Origin of the sequence: Pseudoalteromonas sp. MEBiC 03485 (assembly GCF_004195145.1) — a bacterium.
Classification (GTDB): domain Bacteria; phylum Pseudomonadota; class Gammaproteobacteria; order Enterobacterales; family Alteromonadaceae; genus Pseudoalteromonas; species Pseudoalteromonas apostichopi.
Genome location: NZ_SGBT01000001.1, coordinates 1,517,397 through 1,537,816 on the forward strand (window position 1 = coordinate 1,517,397; position 20,420 = coordinate 1,537,816).

A 20,420-nucleotide genomic window follows, 5' to 3' on the forward strand; every position below is an offset into this window, starting at 1 on the left:
GGGTTTTCCTTAAAAGCGGTAACTAAAACCGATGTTTGTCTGAAATTGGTTTAACACATCACCATCAAAGTGCCATAGACATTGATTGTCTTCTGATGTTGGCAATGTGCACGATACATTGCTTGCATTATTTACAATAGTTGCCAGCCAGCGAGTTTCAACATAAACCCGAGCTTGTTCAGTAAATAAATAATCAGCGCCAGCATAAAGGCCCGAGGTAAAAAATGTATCAGAATCGGCAAAGTCAGTGCTGACGTAGTTTGCGCCAATTTGGGCGCCAACAAAACCAACCACACGGTCAGCCAATGGCACTTCTACGGCACTTTGAAATAGCAGATATTGCATCTCGACTTGCTTGTTGGTTTGGTCTTTCATATCAAGTTCGGTTGCTGAATAAAAGAACCCGTAACGAGCATTATCAATGGTTCTATCAAGACTGACAGTAAAATGGCTGTCATCCTCAAGCTCAATTTTAAGGTCTTCTTCGGTTTGCACCGAGTTAGTAAAGTTTTTGCCAAAACCAGCGCTAATAGAGTAGCCAGCATGAGCTGTACTACTTAAGAACATGAAACACAGTAAACCAAACGATTTTTTCATTGTTTAGATGCTCGTTGTTGAAGATATTTTGAGATAGTATTGAAACATAGCAAGCAAATCGTTGTAAACGGACAACTATCGCTTTTTAATAAGGAACACTAGGATGAAGTTACTAAAATTAGCTGCTTTGACTGCGCCACTAGTTTTGTTGAGCGGTTGCTCGGATGATGCTGCTTCGGTAAGTTTAGGGTTATTCACTACCAAAGATATTAAAGTGGTATCACAACAAGATCCGCTGATCAGCGGTGTTACTTGCCACATTAGTCATATTGAAGCGAATCTTGATTTTGCTGATCCTTCAGATATGTCTATTGCCTGTCGTCAAACAGGGCCGATTACGGCTGAACAATTACAGCAAATTGACCGCAGTAAATCGGGTGAAGTGGTATTTAAGTCATCGAAAAGTATTTTGTTTAAATCGTTAAAAGTGCGTCGAATTTATGATGCACCTACACGCACTCTTTTGTATTTGTCTTATTCAACCAAAGAGTCAAGTGGCAGCCATCATCACGCTTTATCTACCGTGCCCCTTTACAACACGGATGCATGGCAATGGGCACAAACACAAGAGTAATTTATGTTAGCGTTATTTAAATCAGCCCCGTTAATTGATGAGCAAGAGCAGCAATGGTTAATTGATACCTTTTTATGGGCGGTTGAGCATTTTGATAGTGATTATTTTTTAAAGCATACCCAAGTTATTTTACCCAACGTACAATTTTTTCCAGATAGGGTGTCGAGCGTCAGTGAAATGGCTGAAAAGGTATTTAGTCGAGTTGTTGATTATGCGGGTATGAAGGCGTGGCCAATTAACTTAGTTGCGCCATCAGGGCTGACTCCACAGGTGTTTCCGCACTTTGAATTTCAAGACAATTTACGCGGTAGCGAGGCAAGTTTAATCGTACCGGCAAATCACTCGGTGAATATCTCGTTTAACCCAAACCAAATAAATCAACCACAAGATTTAGTCGCAAGTTTTGCAGGAACCTTAGCCACTATTTTGATTCACCATGTGGGTGTATTACCTCCTGGCGGTAAAGAGTACTTACCACAAGCAAGTGATGCGTTAGCATGCTATTTAGGTTTTGGGGTAATGATGAGCAATACGGTATATCAATTTAAAGGTGGCTGTGGCTGCGGTTATAACCCCTATGCCAATCGCCAAGCGGCGCTGACTGAACCACAGACCCTGTTTATGCATGCGCTGGTTACGCACTTTAAAGGGGACAGTCAGTCGAAAAAGTTTTTAAAGCCCCATTTACGCAGCCAATATAAAAAAGCGCAAAAGCAAATTAACGCTTTGATTAGTAATAGTGCAAATCCTTTGCTGTTGGCTCTAGATGAACAAGCCGTAGGGTAATTTTTCGTGCAGTATTTAGATGAGTTTTTATTGATTGCTATTGCTCATTTTTTTGCAGTGGCAAGCCCAGGCCCTGACTTTGCGATCGTACTAAAACAAAGTATTCAACAAGGTCGTAAAAATGCGCTCTGGACAAGTGCCGGTGTGGGGGCGGCAATTCTGTTACATATTGCTTATTGTGTATTAGGTGTGGCGTTAATATTATCGCAGTCACCAAGCTTATTTATGGCTTTAAAATACGTTGCGGGGGCCTATCTGGCTTACTTAGGTGTACAAGCCTTACGCAGTGCAAAACCCAACGATAGTAAGCAGCAAACTCTTGCACCTGCTGAGCCTGAATCTGTGTATAAAGCATTTCGACGCGGCTTTTTTACTAATGCCCTTAATCCCAAAGCAACGCTGTTTTTTATGTCGCTGTTTACTCTTGTGATTAGTCCTGAAACACCCGTTTTAGTGCAAGCTGGATATGGTGTATATATGGCAATGGCAACTTGGTTGTGGTTTTCATTTTTATCATTGGTGTTATCAAAAACATCGGTGAGAGCATTTTTCTTAAAAAGCGGATATTGGTTTGATAGAGGCATTGGGGTGATCTTAATTGCCTTAGCTATTCGCGTTGTTGTGTGAGGTGAGTATGGCGCTGTATAACTTTTCATTTGGTTCAAATATGTCATCGAGTCGATTGCTGGCAAGGCTACCTGGAGCAAAACGGGTGGGCACAGCCATTTTAAAGGGTTATGAGCTGACTTTTGATATGGTCAGTACCGATGGTTCTGCAAAATGCAGCGTGCGTAAAACAGCGCAAGTAGATACCTTGGTATATGGTGTTGTTTACCAGCTTAACGAAGCGGAAAAGTCGATTCTTGATGATATCGAAGGGCCACGTTATGACTGTGTAGATATCACCGTTGAGCTAATTGATGGCGAGCAACTCGCTGCGCATTGTTATATTGCTAACACCCTTGATGAGTCTTTACTTCCATTCGACTGGTATCTTCAGCATGTTCATCGCGGAGCGCTTGAAGCAGGTGTACCAAATCATTACAGTGAAGCAATACTCGCAAGACAAAGTTGCGATGATCCAGATAAAACCCGAGCAGCGAAAGAGTTCGCTATTCACAACAATAAAAATCACCAAGGGATATTATGAAACTCCGTAAATTAGCCGTTGCAGCGGCATTGTTATCAAGCTGTTCGTTTTACAGCTATGCTGATATTGATACTAAGAAAATCGAAAAAGTGATCGAAACGTCGATGGCACGTTTTGATGTACCGGGTATGGCTGTGGCGATTGTTGAAAATGATAAAGTCGTGTTAGCAAAAGGTTTTGGTGTATCTCACCTTGATACCGGTAAAAAAGTAAATAAAGACACATTATTTGGTATTGCCTCAAACACCAAAGCATTTACCGCAGCAGCGTTAGCTAAATTGATTGATGAAGGCAAGCTAAGCTGGGATGACAAAGTCATTGATCATCTACCTGAGTTTCGCTTGTATGACCCTTATGTTACGCGTGAAATGACCATTCGCGATTTATTAAGCCACCGTAGCGGTTTGGGTTTAGGGCAAGGTGATTTAATGATTTGGCCAGATACCGACAAATCGATTGATGAGATCATCGCAGGCCTAAAATATTTGAAACCGGCAAGTAGTTTTCGCAGTAAATACGCGTATAACAACCTAATGTTTGTGACAGCAGGTGAGGTGGTTGCGCGTGTCTCTGGCATGAGCTGGAATGATTATATTGAGAAAAATATTCTTGAGCCTCTCGATATGAAAAACTCGCGAGCTGGTTTTTCACGTATCCCTAGTAGTAATAAAAACTGGGCTACGGGTCATATCCCAATGGATGGGCAACTACATCCATTTTTTGTTAACTACCTTGAAGACTTCCGTGGTGCAGGTGCGATTGCATCAAGCGTGAGTGATATGAGCCAATGGCTACGCACGCAGCTTGCACATGGCAAAATGCCAAATGGCGATCAGTTATTCACTGAAAAGCAGCAGCAACAAATGTGGCATCCACATATTACGTCAATGGCCTCAAAAAGAGCTTATGAAGCTTACCATCAGCAATTTAGAGGCTATGGTTTAGGCTGGAGTATTGAAGACTTCCACGGCATTAAAAAGTTAGGCCATGGTGGTGGTATCTTAGGTATGGTGTCTCAAGTGACATTATTACCAGAGAAAAACCTCGGTATTGTGATTCTTAGTAACCAGCAAGCATTTAGTGCGTTATCTGCAGTAACTTATGAAGTGTTAGAAGATGCATTAGATCTTGAAGATAAAGACTGGGTTGAAGATCTTGCGAAAAAGCATTTTGAAGGTAAAAAAGAAGCTTACGCAAATGCAAAACCAGATACACCGGCCGATTATCAACCGAAACTACCAAACATCAACTACACAGGTACACTGCATGATAACTGGTATGGTGATGTGGTCATCGAAGAGTTAAATGGTCAGCTACGTATTGATTTTACTCATACAAAGCGCTTAAAAGGTCAACTTGAGCATTACACTGGCAATACCTTTATTGTTAAGTGGGATGAAAAGTTACTTGAAGCTGATGCTTACATAGAGTTTCAAATGAGCCCAGAAAACAGAGTGAGTGGTGCGAAAATGCGCGCTGTATCAACGGCGGTCACTGACTTTAGTTTTGACTTTAGAAATTTAGATTTACGCGCTAAAAAGTAAACCAAAGTCGCAAAGCCACCATTCGGTGGCTTTGTTATACTGGGGGAAAATAATCCAAGGAGCGTATTATGAGAACGGCAGTTATCTCACATCCATTTTGTCGTAAACATAAAATGATTGAGGATCACCCAGAATGTCCCGCGCGTTTAGATGTGATCACCGACCGTTTGCTAGCAAGCGGTGTTGATATTGCAATTACTCATTTACAAGCTCCAAAAGCTACCCGCGACGATTTTTTACGTGCTCATGATGAGTCTTTGGTCAGCCATGTAGAACAAACAATTCCTAATGACGGGCTTGCTGAATTAGACGGCGATACCTGGCTGTGTCCAGACTCAATGAAAGCGATTGAGCGTGCCGTTGGCGCCGGGTTATTAGCCGTTGATGAGATCCTTGCTGATAAGCTAGATGCAGCTTTTTGCTCGGTTAGACCGCCGGGCCATCATGCAAACCGCAGCTCCTCTGCAGGGTTTTGCGTTTTTAATAATCTAGCCATTGCCGTGAAATATGCGCAAAGCAAAGGTGTAAAACGCATCGCTATTCTAGACTTCGATGTTCACCATGGAAACGGCACTCAAGATATCTTTATAGATGATGATAATGTGTTGTTTTGCTCTTTGTTTCAACACCCATTTTATCCTAATACTGCGGTTGAAAATAACGCGACTTTAGTGAACTCACCGCTGCCAATTGCCAGTGATGGTAATGACTTGAAAGCTGTGTACCTTGAGCAATGGCTGCCAAAACTCAATGAATTTAAGCCTGAACTATTGTTTATTAGTGCTGGGTTTGATGCTCACCTTGAAGATGACATGGCAAGCCTGAAGTTTGTTGAAGATGATTACGCATGGCTCACTACACAACTAGCTGAGTTTTGCCAACAGCAAGATTGTAAAGGGATTGTCTCTTACCTCGAAGGAGGTTATGCCTTATCAGCCCTTGGTCGAAGTGCTGTGGCGCATATTAAAGCGCTGGTGGATGCACCTTAATCTGCCAGCATAGCAAAGGCTTGCGATGGTGTAAGCCGAGAAACCTTACTTAAACAGCACACTCCTTCTTGTGCTAGATGCTCAGTCACTTTAGTCGCAAGCTCAGCGTCAGTGAAGGCTTTAACGCTCTCACCCTGCAAATTAACATACTGCCCTGTAGCTAAAAGCATAATAACTGCGAGTTGCTGCTCCTCACTCAAACCATAAACAAAGCTTTCAATATCGGCTTCATCTTCTACTAATGCTAATTCATTAGCTGAAAAAATAATCTTAGGAAATGATGAGTGCATTTATTGTCCTGTGTCAAAGTTGCCAATATTGAAATGATTATAATTGTCAATTCATGCAAGAACTAGGAAAGTCGACTTATGAATCAACCAAGACGACATCAAAAGGTCAGTGATGTCTTTTCGCATAAATTGGTATCATGTCCTGCGCATACGCCTTTGGTCGATGCGGTAAGGTTGATGCATGTTCACAATGTAACGGCTATTTTTATCCAACATGAACAGTCCGTGGTTGGGATTTGGACTGAAGCTGATTGTTTGAAAATTGATATCAGCAGCCCAGCTTACAAGAATCTTGCCATACATGAGGTGATGTCAGCACCTGTTATTACGGTGCCTAACCAATGTTCAGTCAGTGATGCAACGCTGCGTTTTCAACAACATGGTATTCGCCATTTATTAGTAATGGATAGTGAGAACCAACCTGCTGGTATGCTGAACCTTTCTGATATCGTTCATAACCAAGGTCTGGACCACTACCTACAGTTTAGGCCTATTCATGAGCAATACCGCACCGACCTTGAGGTCGTTGATGCGCAGACACCGATTGAAGAGGTTGTGCAGCTGATGCGAACTGGCAGGCTTGATAGTGTGCTGGTTTATAACCGAGAGCTTGAAGTACACGGTATTATTACTCAGCGCGACATTGTTGAATTGATAATCCAAACTGAGTGGCTAAATCCCTGTTGGCAGTATGCCAGTTATCCGTTAATTGAAATTGATTGTGAAAGTAGTTTATTTGATGCTTATCGCACTATGACAGAGCATAATGTTCGCCATTTGGTGGTCAAAGATGATGAGATCTGTGGGGTGATTTCATTTGCTGATTTGATCACAGAGATTGAATCGGCTTATTGTTGCGAGCTTGAGCGTGCTATTGAGCAGCGTGATCTTGCTTTGCAAAAGTCACAACGTAACCTATTTCTTGCAAATAAAATTATTGATGCCTCACTTGATGGCATCATGTTAACTCGCAAAGACGGCACCATTATTCAAGTTAACCCAGCTTTTACTGAGCTGACAGGTTTTGCTGAACATGAAGTAATAGGTAAGCGGCCAAATATTCTAAGCTCAACAAAACATAGTCGTTCTTTTTATCAAAAAATGTGGCATGCCATTGAATATGAAGGGGTGTGGCAAGGGGAGATCTGTAATTGTAAGAAAGGCGGCGAAGAGTTTGTTGAGTGGCTAACCATCATTCAAATTAAAGACCCTAACTTTGATGAGGTGCTGTATGCAGCTATTTTTAGCGATATTACTGAGCGTAAACGTGCTGAAGAAAAAATTGCCCAGCTTGCCTATTACGATGAATTGACCGGCCTGCCAAATCGGCGCTTATTTCATGACAGGCTCTCCATTGCACTAAGCACCGCCAAGCGTAACCATGATCTTTTAGCTGTAATGTTTATCGACTTAGATCGCTTTAAAGAGGTCAACGACAGCTTAGGACATGACGCAGGTGATAATTTGCTTGAACAAGTTGCTGAACGAATTTTATCAATCTTACCTGAAGGGGATACCTTAGCACGCTTAGGTGGTGATGAATTTGTTTTACTATGCGAAGTAAATCGTGTTGAAACGTTATTAAACTTTGCAGAACAAGTATTACAGCAAGTGAGTATGCCGCTTGCTATTAACGAGCATGTAGTTGCAATTACAGCCTCTATTGGCGCAGCAGTTTATCCAGATGATGGCGTAGATAGCGCCACATTACTTAAGCATGCTGATATTGCTATGTACCGCGCCAAAGAAGTCGGTCGTAATTCATTTCAATTATTTAAACCAGCTATGAATGCGCGCTCTTTAGAACGTCTGGCAATGATGAGCCGTTTGCAAAATGCCATTGAATGTGACGAATTTGAGCTTTATTTCCAACCGAAGCAAGAGTTAAACTCGGGTAAAATTTTAGGTGTTGAAGCGCTTTTGCGTTGGCATGAGCCGAATCTTGGCGTGATCTCACCGGCTAAATTTATCCCCCTTGCTGAAGAGCTTGGTCTAATTGTAAAACTCGATTTATGGGTAATCGAGCAGGCTTGTAAAGAGTTAGAAAAGTGGCAGCAACAAGGGATTGAAGCAGGGCGCTTAGCAATTAATATATCGGCGAATCACTTACGTCAGGGGCAATTAGCATCGAATGTTGAGCGTTTACTTGAGCGTTATGATGTTGACCCACACAAGCTTGAAGTTGAGCTGACGGAAAGCTGTTTTATAAGCCACTTTAGTGAGGCCAAGCAAGAGTTGTTGGCGCTGAAAAAACTAGGTGTGCATATTACTTTGGATGACTTTGGTACGGGGTATTCGGCTTTAAGTTATTTAACAAAACTGCCTATTGATACGTTAAAAATAGATGCCAGCTTTATAGCAAAAGTACCTGATGAGTATGGTAATAGTGAAATAGTAACGGCGATTATTAGTCTTGCGAAAAGTTTAAGTATTCATGTTGTCGCCGAAGGGGTTGAGAAGGTAGAGCAGTTAAATTACTTACGTTCACTTAACTGCGATATCATTCAAGGCTATTATTTTTGCCGTCCCGTAGCGAAACAGCAATGGTATGACTTTTACCTTAATACAGAAAAAAGCGATTAATTAAGGCTTATCTCATAAGAAGTAAACTTACGAATATTAATTACGCCAGTATCAAAAATTAGGTACTGGCCTTTAATGCCTTTTAAAATCCCCGATACTTCTGGTGCTTTATCAAAATTGAAAGAGCTGATTTTGCTTGGGTATTCACTCACAGGGTAGTCTAGCTCAACCACATCTTCATCGAGCTTTTCAATTGCCGTTGAGCCAAACAGTTCAGCAAGTTCACTCAGCTTAGCATCAATTTGTGGGATCAGCTCACTGGCAGCGGCTTTTAAATCAATTGCTTCAGATTGGCCTTTTAGCATGTTTCGCCAATTGGTTTTATCAGCAATAAACTTGGCTAAGGCAACCTCAACTAAACCAGATTGAAGGCGGGTTTGTACTTTGAAGATAGGTAAAGCTTGCGTCGCACCTTGGTCAATCCAGCGTGTAGGAATTTGAGTATGGCGTGTAATACCTACTTTTAGGCCTGAGGTGTTTGCTAAATACACGTAATGCGGGATCATGCAGTTTTCTTCACCCCACTGCGGCTCACGACAGGTACCTTTATCAAAGTGGCACGTTTCAGGCTTCATGATACACATGTCACAACTAGCCAGTTTGCGCATACACACGAAACAGTGGCCTTGAGAGTAGCTTTTCTTGGTTTTTTTACCGCAGTTACAGCAAAAAATATTGCCAGTAAAAGTGAGTGTTAGCGGTTTACCAATATAGTCATTTAACGAAACTAGCTCATCACCAATAGGTAATTGATATTCGACAGGAGAGGTGAGTGTCGACTTTAATTTTCTGATCGTACCTTGCATCTTTACATGGCCCCTAAAGATGTTAAAAAGAGCAGTGTAACACGCCCTATTTAAATTGTGAGGCAATAAAGCTTAGATACTCATTAATCGGCAGTGCTTTGCTGTAATAATAGCCTTGGCCTTGATCAGCACCCATTTTGATCAGCATTTTCTCTGTAGCTTGGTTTTCAACACCTTCGATGGTGATATTCATATCAAGGTTATGGGCCATATCAATGGCGGTTTTTACAACCACTTGATTAGTTGTGTTATCCACTAAATCCAGAATAAAGCACTTATCTACTTTTATAGTGCTAAATGAATAATTCACCAAGTAGTTCAACGAAGAGTAGCCAGTACCAAAGTCATCGAGTACTACCTTACTCCCGAGTTTATTGAGCTCGCTGATAAAGCTGACCATTTCATCATGGTTTTTAATAAGCGCAAACTCGGTTAATTCAAACTTTAACTGATCCGCGGTAATACCATGTTTTAAGATAGTGTTTTCGACTTTTTCGACGAGTTTAGGGATAGCGAGATTTTTCGCACTTAAATTAACGCTAATGGTATGCTCGCGGTAACCTTGTCGATTAAGCTGTGCAGCAGCAAGGCAAGCCTGATCAATTACCCATAAGCTTAGTTCATTGATTAAACCTGTTCGTTCAGCCAATAAAATCAGTTGCTCAATATCGAGATACTTACCAGCTGTAGGCCAGCGTAATAGCGCCTCAGCACCACAGATAGCGCCGCTGTGTAAATTGATAATTGGCTGTAAGTAAATGGCTAAGGTATTGCTTCGTATTGCTTGCTGTAATTCTGCAGCAAGGCTGACATCCATATCAATATGTGGTGCGTTAAAGTCAATATTTTGTTGTTTTTGTGATAAACCCAAGTAGCCACGCTGCAGCCAAATATCAAAGCCATCATCACTAACCGGCTCGGTAATGCTAAAGCGATAGTAAAGCTGTAGGTCTAAGCCTGCCACTTTATATTGTTTAGGGAGCTGTTTACAAAGGTTGTTAAGCTCTTGATAAAGCTCTACTTGAGATTGAATTTTGGTAGAAATAAAGGCGAGTATACCATTCCCTAAATCAGCTACTTTTGGGCTATTATCTAAAGCCGACTCTAAATTAATAAATTGTCTCTTTTTATTGATTTGATGCTCTAGGGATTGAGCAACTGTGATAATTATTTGGCTACTCTGACTTGGCTTAAGGATGCTCATTAGGGCATTAAATTGCTCTATTTTCACTAAACAAAGATTAGCGAGCCTGTGCTCTGAAGTGATCGCCATATAGGCTTGTTTGAGCATAGCTTGATTGAGTAACTCTGTTTGTTGAGTATGAGTTGCATGATACAGCGCTTTTTCACGTTGATACCGGACTCGATCAGCCAGCGCCATTGCCATGAGCACAATTTCACACAGAATAGCGACTAAAAAAATATGTCTAACTGCAAAGCTATACTGAATAAATCCAGTAAGCTCTAAAGGTTGAATTGCAGCGCCTACTATCAGTGGCACCCAAGACATTACATAAAACTTTGCCCATCTAAAGCCACTCACTAACTTTTTGTATATCATGCAAATACATAAAATATAAAGCGGTACCATGATGGCAAAAAAGATTTTTGAAGAATGATATTCCAGCATGAAAAAACTGATCAGGCTGAGACTGAAGAGCAGGGCTAAAAAGCTAATACTGAGTTTATAAAGGCGGCAATTGTCTTTATGGTAGCGTAAGAACATAGTGCAAAATGCTACAGTGAAAAAGGCTATTGCATAGTTACTGAAGACCACTTGCTCATTAAAAAACATTTGCCATGACAAAGGCCATAGATAAAAACCAAAACCAAGCACTGAGCCCATAAGTAGCAATGCTGAGATTATATAACCTATGTAAATAAGGTAGACACGGTCACGAATCCCTAAAAATAATACCAAGTTATAGAGGGCTGCCATTATCAGCACGCCAATAAAGATCCCCCAAATACCCGACTGTGAACGAAGTAAATCTTGGAACTCTTTTTCACCATAAATATTGATAGGTGTCTTACTAATACCAACAGTATCTATCTTAATAATGAGGGTTGTTTGCTCGTTGCCCTGCATTGTTAAAATGCTGTGCGGTGTGCTGTATTGGAACAAACTGAGCCCAGCTACTTTATCTCCTAGCTCGGTTGTATCTATAAGCAGCCCCTTATCATCAACATGATAGACAGTGAGGTAATCAACCATTGGGTTGTCAAAGTGAATAGACAGCTCTACTGGCTTTGTTTGACGGTTTTCTAAATCAAGCTTTAGCCAATAATCTTGCTCGGCTAAATCCCACTCAATATCTTTAAAAGGGCGTTGCTTTAGCTTTTCTGGTTCTGCTAAAAACTGCTCCAGAGTTAGTGATTTACTGTAGTCGATTCGATACGCCGTTTTACTGTAAATAGGCGCCGTTTTGTCAATGGTATAGCGGGTAGGGCTGGCTAAATGAGCCGCTAGGGTGGCAATGATAAAAAACAAAATTGTTAAAATAAGAAATGAAACAAAGTTATATTTCAGTGCTTTATTATTCAAAATTAGTTCTTTATCTAGGTAAATATTCTTATTAGTGTAGCATTAAAAAAGCGCAGATAAACTGCGCTTTATTAGAATTAGACTGGTTTGACCTTAATTCTGTTCGCGAGCAATTGCACGGTAAGCGATATCTGTACGATATTCCATGCCTTCCCAGCTGATTTCATCAACTAGTTTATAAGCACGTTGTTGCGCTTCAGTAACTGTGTTGCCAAGCGCTGTAGCACAAAGCACACGACCGCCAGCCGTAACAACATTTTCGCCGTCTTGCTTAGTGCCTGCGTGGAATACTTTTTCACCTTCAGGATAAGTAACTTGTAAGCCGTTGATAGTGTCACCTTTCGGGTAGCTATCTGGGTAGCCTTTTGCTGCTAGTACAATACCTACAGCTGCGCGCGGATCGAACTCGATATCGGTTTTATCAAGTTCTTCACGGTTAGCCGCTTCGATAAGCTCAACAAGGTCAGACTTAAGACGAAGCATCATAGGTTGTGTTTCTGGATCGCCAAAACGACAGTTGTATTCAATCACTTTTGGAGTGCCATCAGCGGTGATCATTAAACCAGCGTATAAGAAGCCAGTGTAAGGGTGGCCTTCTTTTGCCATGCCTTCAACTGTCGGGTTGATCACTTCATTCATAATGCGCTGGTGAATTTCATCTGTAACCACTGGTGCAGGTGAGTATGCACCCATGCCGCCAGTGTTTGGACCTTGGTCACCATTGTAAGCACGTTTGTGGTCTTGGCTAGTTGCAAATGGCAACACGTTTTTGCCATCAACCATCACGATGAAAGATGCTTCTTCGCCTTCTAAGAACTCTTCGATAACCACACGGCTACCAGCTTCACCAAAGCTGTTGCCTGCAAGCATATCGCGAATAGCTTCTTCAGCTTCAAGTTCAGTCATCGCAACGATAACGCCTTTACCCGCTGCTAAGCCATCAGCTTTAACAACAATTGGCGCACCTTTTTCTTTTAGGTATGCAAGCGCAGGTTCGATTTGTTCAAATGTTTGATAATCCGCTGTTGGAATGTCGTGACGTGCTAAGAAGTCTTTAGTGAACGACTTAGAGCCTTCTAATTGTGCAGCACCTGCTGTTGGGCCGAAGATAGCCAAACCGTTTTCACGGAATGTATCAACCACACCTAAAACAAGAGGTACTTCAGGGCCAACAATGGTTAACTCAACGTTGTTTTCTTTAGCAAAAGTAACTAAACCTGCTAAGTCTTCAACATTAATAGCAACGTTTTCAAGTTTTGGCTCAAGTGCAGTACCTGCGTTACCAGGAGCGACGAAAACGGTGTTTACTTTAGTATTTTGTGCAGCCTTAAACGCAAGAGCGTGTTCGCGGCCGCCACTGCCGATGACAAGTACATTCATGGCGTATAATCCTATTTATAGCGGTTTTTTAAACTTCAGCGTCATACGGTCACTTTCACCAATCGCTTTATATTTAGCAGCGTCTTTTTCGTCAAGTGCTAAACGTGGTGGTAGTGTCCATACCCCTTTAGGGTGATCAGCTGTATCAAGAGGGTTTGCATTAATGTCACTGCTTGCCACTAGTTCAAAGCCAGCTTGCTTTGCAATTTCAATTACATAGCTTTGCTTCATATAACCTGATGATTTCTGATCTTCATCGCTGCGAGACTCAGGTAGGCGGTGTTCAACCACACCTAAAGTGCCGCCTGGTTTAAGTGCTTTATAAAATGCTTTAAATGCACTTAACGCGCCTTCTTTATCTTTACCCATGTACCAGTTGTGGACATTTCTGAATGTTAAGACAAGATCAGCGCTATCCGCTGGTGCAATATCAAGATGTGTCACTGGCGCAAATTCAGTCAGTTTAACTTCACTGAAGCGCGCGTCATCGCTCATCTTTTTCTTGAAACCAGCTAATGAACGTTGGTAATAACCCACTTCAGAATCTGCTGGGAAATGTGCCGCGTAGTAAACACCATGACCTTTTACGGCTGGTGCAAGGATTTCGCTATACCATCCACCGCCTGGAGCAATTTCAACAACTGTCATGTTTGGCTTAAAGCCAAAGAACTCAAGTGTTTCAACTGGATGGCGATATTTATCACGTGCGCTATTTTTAGCATCACGTTCGCTTGATTGCACAGCATTTGTAAGCGCTGATTCATGGGCGTGGCTTAGTGCCTGTGCTGATGTTAGCGCAAGGCTGGCAACGAGTAACGATTTTACGGCAAATTTCATCATCTGTTCCTTCATTATATGGGTAATTATTATTATTAATCAGAATACGTGAATTTGTGGCAAACAAAAAGGGTTAAGCTATTTGCTTAACCCTTTATGTGATTAGTGGCGGAAATGGCGCATACCTGTAAATACCATTGCCATACCAGCTTCGTCAGCTGCAGCGATAACTTCTTCATCGCGCATTGAACCACCTGGTTGGATAACAGCAGTGATGCCAGCCTCTGCAGCTGCATCAATACCGTCACGGAATGGGAAGAATGCATCAGATGCCATAACAGAACCTTTTACTTCAAGGTTTTCGTCAGCTGCTTTGATACCTGCAATTTTCGCTGAGTAAACACGGCTCATTTGGCCTGCGCCTACACCGATAGTCATACCGTCACGAGCATATACAATCGCGTTAGACTTAACGAATTTAGCTACTTTCCAGCAGAATAATAGATCTTTTAATTCTTGCTCAGTTGGTTGACGCTTAGATACAACTTTAAGGTCGCCTTGCGTTACCATGCCTAGATCACGGTCTTGAACTAAAATACCGCCATTAACGCGCTTGATATCGTGACCCGTTGCATTACCAGACCATTCACCACATTCTAATAAGCGTACGTTTTGCTTAGCAGATACGATTTGTGCAGCTGCTTCAGATACTTTAGGTGCAATGATAACTTCAACGAATTGACGAGAAACAATCGCTTCAGCAGTGTCTGCATCAAGTTCTTTGTTGAACGCGATGATGCCACCAAATGCTGATGTAGGGTCAGTTTTGAATGCGCGATCATAGGCTTCAAGAATGTTGTCACCAATTGACACACCACAAGGGTTCGCATGTTTTACGATAACACACGCTGGTACGTCGAATTCTTTTACACACTCTAATGCTGCGTCAGTATCAGCAATATTGTTATAAGAAAGTGCTTTACCTTGCAGTTGAACCGCAGTTGCAACAGATGCTTCAGTTAAGTCGTTTTCAACATAAAAAGCAGCGTCTTGGTGTGAGTTCTCACCGTAGCGCATATCTTGCTTCTTAGTGAACTGCATGTTGATAGTACGTGGGAACTTAGTCTCTTCAGCAGCTTCCTCTGTATAGTCAGGAACCATTTTGCCGAAGTAGTTTGCAATCATGCCATCGTACTGAGCTGTGTGCTCATAAGCGGCAATAGCTAGATCAAAACGCGTTTTATAAGTTGTTGAACCATTGTTGTTTTGCATTTCGCTGATTACACGGTCGTAATCTTTTGCATTTACAACAATAGTCACGTCTTTATGGTTTTTCGCCGCAGCGCGAACCATAGTTGGACCACCGATATCAATGTTTTCAATTGCATCTTCTAGGCTGCAGTCTTCTTTCGCAACAGTGTTTGCGAAGGGGTATAAGTTAACTACAACGATATCGATAGCAGAGATGTTATTCTCGTTCATTACGTCTTCATCTTGACCGCGACGCGCTAGGATGCCGCCGTGAATTTTTGGATGAAGTGTTTTTACGCGACCATCCATGATCTCAGGGTGACCAGTATGGTCAGATACTTCAGTGACTTTGATGCCGTTATCAGCAAGTAATTTGCAAGTACCGCCAGTTGATAAAATATCCACGCCTTGTGCTTCAAGAGCGCGAGCAAATTCAACGATACCGGTTTTATCTGACACACTTAATAGTGCGCGACGAATTGGACGATGTGTATCCATTGTAGTTTTGATTACCTCAATGTTTGAGCTAGCTTAGAAAGGCGGTATTTTAACTGAATCTGCTTTAAAAAACGACGTTTAAAGCGTGAGGATTTTGCATAGTTTTTAACAGCTATAAAAAAAGCACCCTAAGGTGCTTTTTTCAAATAACTTATTACCAGTTACTATGAAGCTGTAAGCAATTATAACGATAGCTCGTTAGAATGATTACGGTTTCAATAACCAGTATTAGTTCATGCCGTATTTTTTAAGCTTCTTACGTAAAGTACCACGGTTGATACCTAGTAAGATTGCAGCACGAGTTTGGTTACCACGCGTGTACGTCATTACTTCTTCAAGTAATGGTGCTTCTAGCTCAGAAAGAACAAGGTCGTATACGTCTTGTACGTCTTGACCATTAAGTTGCTTTAAGTAGTGATGAACAGCTTTTTTCACTGCATCACGCAACGGCTGTGGTTTCTCGTGTGACTGTACATGAGGGTTTGTGATAAATGGAGAAGTCACGTTTTGTTCGAACATCGTTATATGTCTCTTTCTTTCTTAGTTAGCTGCTAGTGTTTTAAAGTATTCTTCTAATGCGTCGACTTGTGCCTGTGGGTTATCTAACGCATTAAATACTCGCCTAAACTGACCGTCACTGTCATGGGTTTGCAAATACCAAGATACATGCTTTCGAGCGATACGCGCTCCCATTGGCTCCCCGTAAAACTGATGAAGATTGTCTAAATGCTCCATCAAAATGCTACGCACTTCTGAAATTTCAGGTGCTGGCAAATGTTCTCCAGTTCGCAAATAGTGGTCTATCTCCCTAAAAATCCAAGGGCGACCTTGGGCGGCTCGACCAATCATAATGGCATCTGCACCCGTATAATCCAAAACCTGCTTTGCTTTTTCTGGTGAAGTAATATCACCATTGGCAACGACAGGGATAGACACTGAACGTTTAATATCCCTAATTGTGGCGTACTCTGCTTCACCTTTATACATACATGCACGTGTTCGTCCATGTACTGCAAGTGAGGCAATGCCATAACGTTCAGCTATTCTCGCAATCTCGACACCATTACGGTTATCCTGATCCCATCCGGTACGGATTTTTAAAGTGACAGGGACATCGACAGCATTAACAACGGCATCGAGTATCTCTTGTACTAATTCAGGAAACTGTAATAAGGCAGAGCCTGCGAGTTTCTTATTCACTTTTTTAGCCGGGCACCCCATATTGATATCTATGATCTGTGCACCATTGCTGACATTGAATTGTGCTGCCTGCGCCATAAGCTCAGGATCGGCACCGGCGATTTGCACCGAGCGAATTCCCGACTCACCGCTGTGATCCATACGGTTCATCGATTTTTCGGTTTTCCATACTTTCGGGTTTGACGAGAGCATTTCAGAAACAGCAAGGCCAGCACCTAAGCGACGGCAAAGTTGTCTAAATGGTCTGTCTGTAATGCCTGCCATTGGCGCGACAATTACGTTGTTCTCAAGTTGGTATGAACCGATACGCACTGTTATTCAATTGGCCTCTTTTCAAGGGGCGCTAAGTTTACGGCTTTTTTAGCAAAAATCAAAGGCTATAAATTGAACAAAAGTGACTTTTTTTTGCCCTTTTCGTATTGACTTTTGATAACAGTTTGACGGGTAGGTTGATTTGTTTGTTATTTGAACAGAAAAATTTTTACTCACTAAAAAGTGAGAAACTACTAACTGTAAAAATAAGGTAAAGCCTGTTAAATACTGGCTTTACCTATTATGTTTGAGTAAATGCTCTAGGGCTGTTTAGGCTTTCTTTATGCCGCTTACTCGGGTCCATTCCCCCTCAGCAGCCACTTCATCAAGGACTAAAAATGGGGCATAAACGTCGGCAACAGACTGAGCTTGCTCTTCTAAAATACCTGACATAGCAATTTTACCATTCGGTTTTAAAAGGCCTAAGATCACTTCATGTAGTTCGCGAAGTGGTTGAGCTAGAATGTTTGCAACCACAATATCGGCTGTGAACTCTGGCTGATCTTCAGGTAAATACACTTCAAGTTTATCTGCAACACCATTACGTTTTGCATTATCGCGGCTTGCCTCAAGGGCTTGTGGATCAATATCGATACCAATCATGCGCTCAGCACCTAATTTGATTGCCGCTATTCCTAAAATACCCGAGCCACAACCAAAATCGACAACGGTTTTACCTGTTAAATCTTGGCTTTCTAGCCATTTTAAACAAAGCGCCGTGGTTGCATGGGTACCCGTACCAAAAGCAAGACCAGGATCGAGTAATACATTAACAGCATTAGGATCTGGAATATCACGCCAGCTTGGACAGATCCATAAGCGTTCACCAAATTGAATTGGGTGGAAGTTATCCATCCACTCTCGTTCCCAATCCTTATCTTCAAGCTGTTCAATCTTATAAACAAGTTTATCGGCGAGTGTTGCTTCAGCTTTTAGAGTCTCTACAACGCTGTCCATATCGTGGTTTGCGTCATAAAGGCCAATGACAGTGGTATCAGCCCATAGTTGAACTGTGCCAAGCTTTGGCTCATAAATAGGGGTATCTTTGGCGTCAACATAGGTCACTGAGGCACTGCCAGTGTCCATTAATAAGTCGCTGATTAATTCTGCGTTGTCAGCGTTTGCATTGATACGAATTTGGATCCAAGCCATGAATATCTCTCGAATAGAAAAAAGGCCGCAACAGCGGCCTTTTAGTTAAAAATGCGATACTAAATTACTTAGCATCTAAGAAGCTTTTCAGTAAGTCAGAGCGAGAAGGGTGACGTAATTTACGTAACGCTTTCGCTTCGATTTGACGAATACGCTCACGTGTTACGTCAAACTGCTTACCAACTTCCTCTAATGTATGATCAGTGTTCATGTCGATACCAAAGCGCATACGCAGTACTTTAGCTTCACGTGCTGTTAAGCCTGCTAATACGTCGTTTGTAGCGCCACGTAATGATTCCATTGTTGCAGAATCAATAGGTGAATCTATAGTGGTATCTTCAATGAAGTCACCTAAGTGCGAATCTTCATCATCACCGATTGGCGTTTCCATTGAAATTGGCTCTTTAGCGATTTTAAGTACCTTACGGATCTTGTCTTCAGGCATTAACATACGCTCAGCTAATTCTTCTGGGCTCGGCTCACGCCCCATCTCTTGTAGCATTTGACGAGAGATACGGTTTAACTTGTTGATCGTCTCAATCATGTGCACAGGAATACGGATGGTACGTGCTTGGTCAGCAATCGAACGCGTAATTGCTTGACGGATCCACCATGTTGCATAAGTTGAGAACTTATAACCACGGCGGTATTCGAACTTATCAACCGCTTTCATTAGACCAATATTACCTTCTTGGATAAGGTCTAAGAATTGTAAACCACGGTTGGTATATTTTTTCGCGATTGAAATTACAAGACGTAAGTTCGCTTCAACCATTTCTTTCTTCGCACGGCGAGCTTTCGCCTCACCAATACTCATACGACGGTTGATGTCTTTAATTCGTTCGATGCTAAGACCCGTGCTTTCTTCAATTGCACTTAGTTTGCTGATGCAACGAATGATTTCTGGTTTAACTTCTTCAAGAGCTACAGAGTATTTCTCATTTGCAGCAATCTCAAGGTCAATCCAGCTAGCATCCGTTTCGTTGTTTGCAAAGTGCTTGATGAAGTTCTTTTTCGGTAACTTAGCAATTTGTACAGCTTGCTTCATGATAATACGCTCTTGTACACGAACGCGGTCCATCATTTCACGCATGTTATTAACCATGCGGTCAAACTGTTTTGGCACTAATTTAAATGTTTTAAATAGTTCGCCGATTTCTGTAATAGCTTCCTGTGAATCAGGATGTGAGCGACCTTTTTCTTCGAACGTATCGCGTGCTTTGTTATAAAGCTCACGTAAATTTTCGAAGTGAATACGCGCTTCTTCAGGATCAGGGCCTGTATCGCCATCACTATCGTCATCGTCATCACTGTCTTCATCATCATCCTCTTCGTCGTCTTCGTCGTCGAGTTGCTCTTCGTTTAACTCAGAACCGATGTGTGTTGCAGAGATTTGTGATTCATCTTCATTGTTAGGGTCAAAGAAACCAGAAATAATGTCGCTTAAGCGCATTTCTTCTGCTTCAAACTTGTCCCATTGCTCTAGTAGATAGGTAATTGCTTCTGGGTATTCAGCAACTGAAATCTGTACTTGGTTAATACCTTCCTCAATACGCTTAGCGATTACGATTTCGCCCTCACGCGTAAGAAGTTCAACAGTACCCATTTCACGCATATACATACGTACAGGGTCAGTTGTTCGACCGATCTCTTTTTCTACAGTCGCAAGTGCAGCTGCCGCGGCTTCTGCTGCGTCTTCGTCTGTCGTTGTTTCTTGCATCATTAATTCATCGGCATCAGGCGCGTTTTCACTTACCTTGATACCCATATCATTAATCATGCTAATGATATCTTCTACCTGATCTGAGTCGATAATGTCTTGTGGAAGGTGATCATTAACTTCTGCAAAAGTTAAATAACCTTGCTCTTTACCTTTTTGAATCAGAAGCTTTAATTGTGACTGAGGAGTTGGATCCATAGAGATTTATTCTTCCACTCTGAAAGTTGATACAACAGGCGCCAGCTCGCTTACTAATTAAGCGACAC

Annotated in this window: 18 protein-coding genes; 7 read left to right on the forward strand and 11 right to left on the reverse strand. The window is 41.8% G+C overall.

All coding sequences use genetic code 11. The features are described 5' to 3' along the window. Positions 1 to 9 precede the first annotated feature (9 nt). On the reverse strand, positions 10 to 597 hold the full coding sequence (locus tag EVU92_RS07000) for an outer membrane beta-barrel protein (protein WP_130050599.1): 588 nt from the start codon (positions 595 to 597) through the stop codon (positions 10 to 12). 103 nt (positions 598 to 700) lie between these two features. Between EVU92_RS07000 and EVU92_RS07005 the strand changes: the two genes are divergently transcribed. The 6 genes from EVU92_RS07005 to EVU92_RS07030 all read left to right on the forward strand — a co-directional run bounded on the left by EVU92_RS07005 (position 701) and on the right by EVU92_RS07030 (position 5,640). After that, positions 701 to 1,171 (forward strand): CreA family protein, encoded by a 471-nt coding sequence (locus tag EVU92_RS07005; RefSeq protein ID WP_130050600.1) that lies wholly within the window; start codon positions 701 to 703, stop codon positions 1,169 to 1,171. Positions 1,172 to 1,174: 3 nt separating this feature from the next. Beyond that, positions 1,175 to 1,957, forward strand: coding sequence for a hypothetical protein (locus EVU92_RS07010; protein ID WP_130050601.1), 783 nt, complete (start codon positions 1,175 to 1,177; stop codon positions 1,955 to 1,957). Between the two features lie 6 nt (positions 1,958 to 1,963). After that, positions 1,964 to 2,584, forward strand: coding sequence for a LysE family transporter (locus tag EVU92_RS07015; protein WP_130050602.1), 621 nt, complete (start codon positions 1,964 to 1,966; stop codon positions 2,582 to 2,584). A gap of 7 nt (positions 2,585 to 2,591) precedes the next feature. Next, positions 2,592 to 3,107, forward strand: coding sequence for a gamma-glutamylcyclotransferase family protein (locus EVU92_RS07020; RefSeq protein ID WP_130050603.1), 516 nt, complete (start codon positions 2,592 to 2,594; stop codon positions 3,105 to 3,107). Beyond that, the gene (locus EVU92_RS07025) at positions 3,104 to 4,651 is read left to right on the forward strand and encodes a serine hydrolase (RefSeq protein WP_130050604.1); all 1,548 of its coding nucleotides are present in this window, start codon (positions 3,104 to 3,106) and stop codon (positions 4,649 to 4,651) included. The genes EVU92_RS07020 and EVU92_RS07025 overlap by 4 nt, the downstream gene beginning before the upstream one ends. 68 nt (positions 4,652 to 4,719) lie before the next feature. Next, positions 4,720 to 5,640, forward strand: coding sequence for a histone deacetylase family protein (locus tag EVU92_RS07030; RefSeq protein WP_130050605.1), 921 nt, complete (start codon positions 4,720 to 4,722; stop codon positions 5,638 to 5,640). On the opposite strand, the gene EVU92_RS07035 is transcribed toward EVU92_RS07030, so the two are convergent. Continuing rightward, positions 5,637 to 5,930 (reverse strand): hypothetical protein, encoded by a 294-nt coding sequence (locus EVU92_RS07035; RefSeq protein ID WP_130050606.1) that lies wholly within the window; start codon positions 5,928 to 5,930, stop codon positions 5,637 to 5,639. The two genes, EVU92_RS07030 and EVU92_RS07035, sit on opposite strands and share 4 nt — an antisense overlap. A 78-nt stretch (positions 5,931 to 6,008) precedes the next feature. Between EVU92_RS07035 and EVU92_RS07040 the strand changes: the two genes are divergently transcribed. Next, complete coding sequence (locus tag EVU92_RS07040) at positions 6,009 to 8,513, forward strand: EAL domain-containing protein (protein WP_130050607.1); 2,505 nt, start codon at positions 6,009 to 6,011, stop codon at positions 8,511 to 8,513. On the opposite strand, the gene EVU92_RS07045 is transcribed toward EVU92_RS07040, so the two are convergent. The 9 genes from EVU92_RS07045 to rpoD form a co-directional block, all read right to left on the reverse strand. Beyond that, positions 8,510 to 9,319 carry a DUF2797 domain-containing protein gene (locus EVU92_RS07045; protein ID WP_130050608.1) on the reverse strand — a complete coding sequence of 270 codons (810 nt, stop codon included), beginning with the start codon at positions 9,317 to 9,319 and terminating at the stop codon, positions 8,510 to 8,512. The genes EVU92_RS07040 and EVU92_RS07045 overlap by 4 nt on opposite strands. A gap of 46 nt (positions 9,320 to 9,365) precedes the next feature. Next, positions 9,366 to 11,864: an EAL domain-containing protein gene (locus EVU92_RS07050; protein WP_130050609.1), complete on the reverse strand. Its 2,499-nt coding sequence runs from the start codon at positions 11,862 to 11,864 to the stop codon at positions 9,366 to 9,368. Positions 11,865 to 11,957: 93 nt separating this feature from the next. After that, positions 11,958 to 13,244, reverse strand: coding sequence for a phosphoribosylamine--glycine ligase (gene purD, locus EVU92_RS07055; RefSeq protein ID WP_130050610.1), 1,287 nt, complete (start codon positions 13,242 to 13,244; stop codon positions 11,958 to 11,960). A 15-nt stretch (positions 13,245 to 13,259) separates the two neighbouring features. After that, the gene (locus tag EVU92_RS07060; protein ID WP_130052247.1) at positions 13,260 to 14,081 is read right to left on the reverse strand and encodes a class I SAM-dependent methyltransferase; all 822 of its coding nucleotides are present in this window, start codon (positions 14,079 to 14,081) and stop codon (positions 13,260 to 13,262) included. Between the two features lie 102 nt (positions 14,082 to 14,183). After that, positions 14,184 to 15,770, reverse strand: coding sequence for a bifunctional phosphoribosylaminoimidazolecarboxamide formyltransferase/IMP cyclohydrolase (purH, locus tag EVU92_RS07065; protein ID WP_130050611.1), 1,587 nt, complete (start codon positions 15,768 to 15,770; stop codon positions 14,184 to 14,186). A gap of 228 nt (positions 15,771 to 15,998) precedes the next feature. After that, positions 15,999 to 16,289 carry a DNA-binding transcriptional regulator Fis gene (fis, locus tag EVU92_RS07070; protein ID WP_002957804.1) on the reverse strand — a complete coding sequence of 97 codons (291 nt, stop codon included), beginning with the start codon at positions 16,287 to 16,289 and terminating at the stop codon, positions 15,999 to 16,001. A gap of 21 nt (positions 16,290 to 16,310) precedes the next feature. Next, on the reverse strand, positions 16,311 to 17,282 hold the full coding sequence (gene dusB, locus EVU92_RS07075; RefSeq protein ID WP_054560983.1) for a tRNA dihydrouridine synthase DusB: 972 nt from the start codon (positions 17,280 to 17,282) through the stop codon (positions 16,311 to 16,313). 270 nt (positions 17,283 to 17,552) lie between these two features. After that, positions 17,553 to 18,434 carry a 50S ribosomal protein L11 methyltransferase gene (gene prmA, locus EVU92_RS07080; protein WP_130050612.1) on the reverse strand — a complete coding sequence of 294 codons (882 nt, stop codon included), beginning with the start codon at positions 18,432 to 18,434 and terminating at the stop codon, positions 17,553 to 17,555. A gap of 64 nt (positions 18,435 to 18,498) precedes the next feature. Next, entirely contained in the window at positions 18,499 to 20,352 is a 1,854-nt protein-coding gene (gene rpoD / locus EVU92_RS07085; protein WP_130050613.1) for an RNA polymerase sigma factor RpoD, read from the reverse strand. Between the last annotated feature and the right edge of the window lie 68 nt (positions 20,353 to 20,420).

Bases quoted from the DNA above. Each gene is read 5' to 3' on its own strand.
- purD (WP_130050610.1), bottom strand. From the start codon at position 13,244: ATGAATGTACTTGTCATCGGCAGTGGCGGCCGCGAACACGCTCTTGCG.
- EVU92_RS07035 (WP_130050606.1), bottom strand. From the start codon at position 5,930: ATGCACTCATCATTTCCTAAGATTATTTTTTCAGCTAATGAATTAGCA.
- EVU92_RS07000 (WP_130050599.1), bottom strand. From the start codon at position 597: ATGAAAAAATCGTTTGGTTTACTGTGTTTCATGTTCTTAAGTAGTACA.
- EVU92_RS07030 (WP_130050605.1), top strand. From the start codon at position 4,720: ATGAGAACGGCAGTTATCTCACATCCATTTTGTCGTAAACATAAAATG.
- EVU92_RS07060 (WP_130052247.1), bottom strand. From the start codon at position 14,081: ATGAAATTTGCCGTAAAATCGTTACTCGTTGCCAGCCTTGCGCTAACA.
- EVU92_RS07045 (WP_130050608.1), bottom strand. From the start codon at position 9,319: ATGCAAGGTACGATCAGAAAATTAAAGTCGACACTCACCTCTCCTGTC.
- EVU92_RS07020 (WP_130050603.1), top strand. From the start codon at position 2,592: ATGGCGCTGTATAACTTTTCATTTGGTTCAAATATGTCATCGAGTCGA.
- EVU92_RS07005 (WP_130050600.1), top strand. From the start codon at position 701: ATGAAGTTACTAAAATTAGCTGCTTTGACTGCGCCACTAGTTTTGTTG.
- prmA (WP_130050612.1), bottom strand. From the start codon at position 18,434: ATGGCTTGGATCCAAATTCGTATCAATGCAAACGCTGACAACGCAGAA.
- fis (WP_002957804.1), bottom strand. From the start codon at position 16,289: ATGTTCGAACAAAACGTGACTTCTCCATTTATCACAAACCCTCATGTA.
- EVU92_RS07025 (WP_130050604.1), top strand. From the start codon at position 3,104: ATGAAACTCCGTAAATTAGCCGTTGCAGCGGCATTGTTATCAAGCTGT.
- rpoD (WP_130050613.1), bottom strand. From the start codon at position 20,352: ATGGATCCAACTCCTCAGTCACAATTAAAGCTTCTGATTCAAAAAGGT.
- purH (WP_130050611.1), bottom strand. From the start codon at position 15,770: ATGGATACACATCGTCCAATTCGTCGCGCACTATTAAGTGTGTCAGAT.
- EVU92_RS07040 (WP_130050607.1), top strand. From the start codon at position 6,009: ATGAATCAACCAAGACGACATCAAAAGGTCAGTGATGTCTTTTCGCAT.
- EVU92_RS07010 (WP_130050601.1), top strand. From the start codon at position 1,175: ATGTTAGCGTTATTTAAATCAGCCCCGTTAATTGATGAGCAAGAGCAG.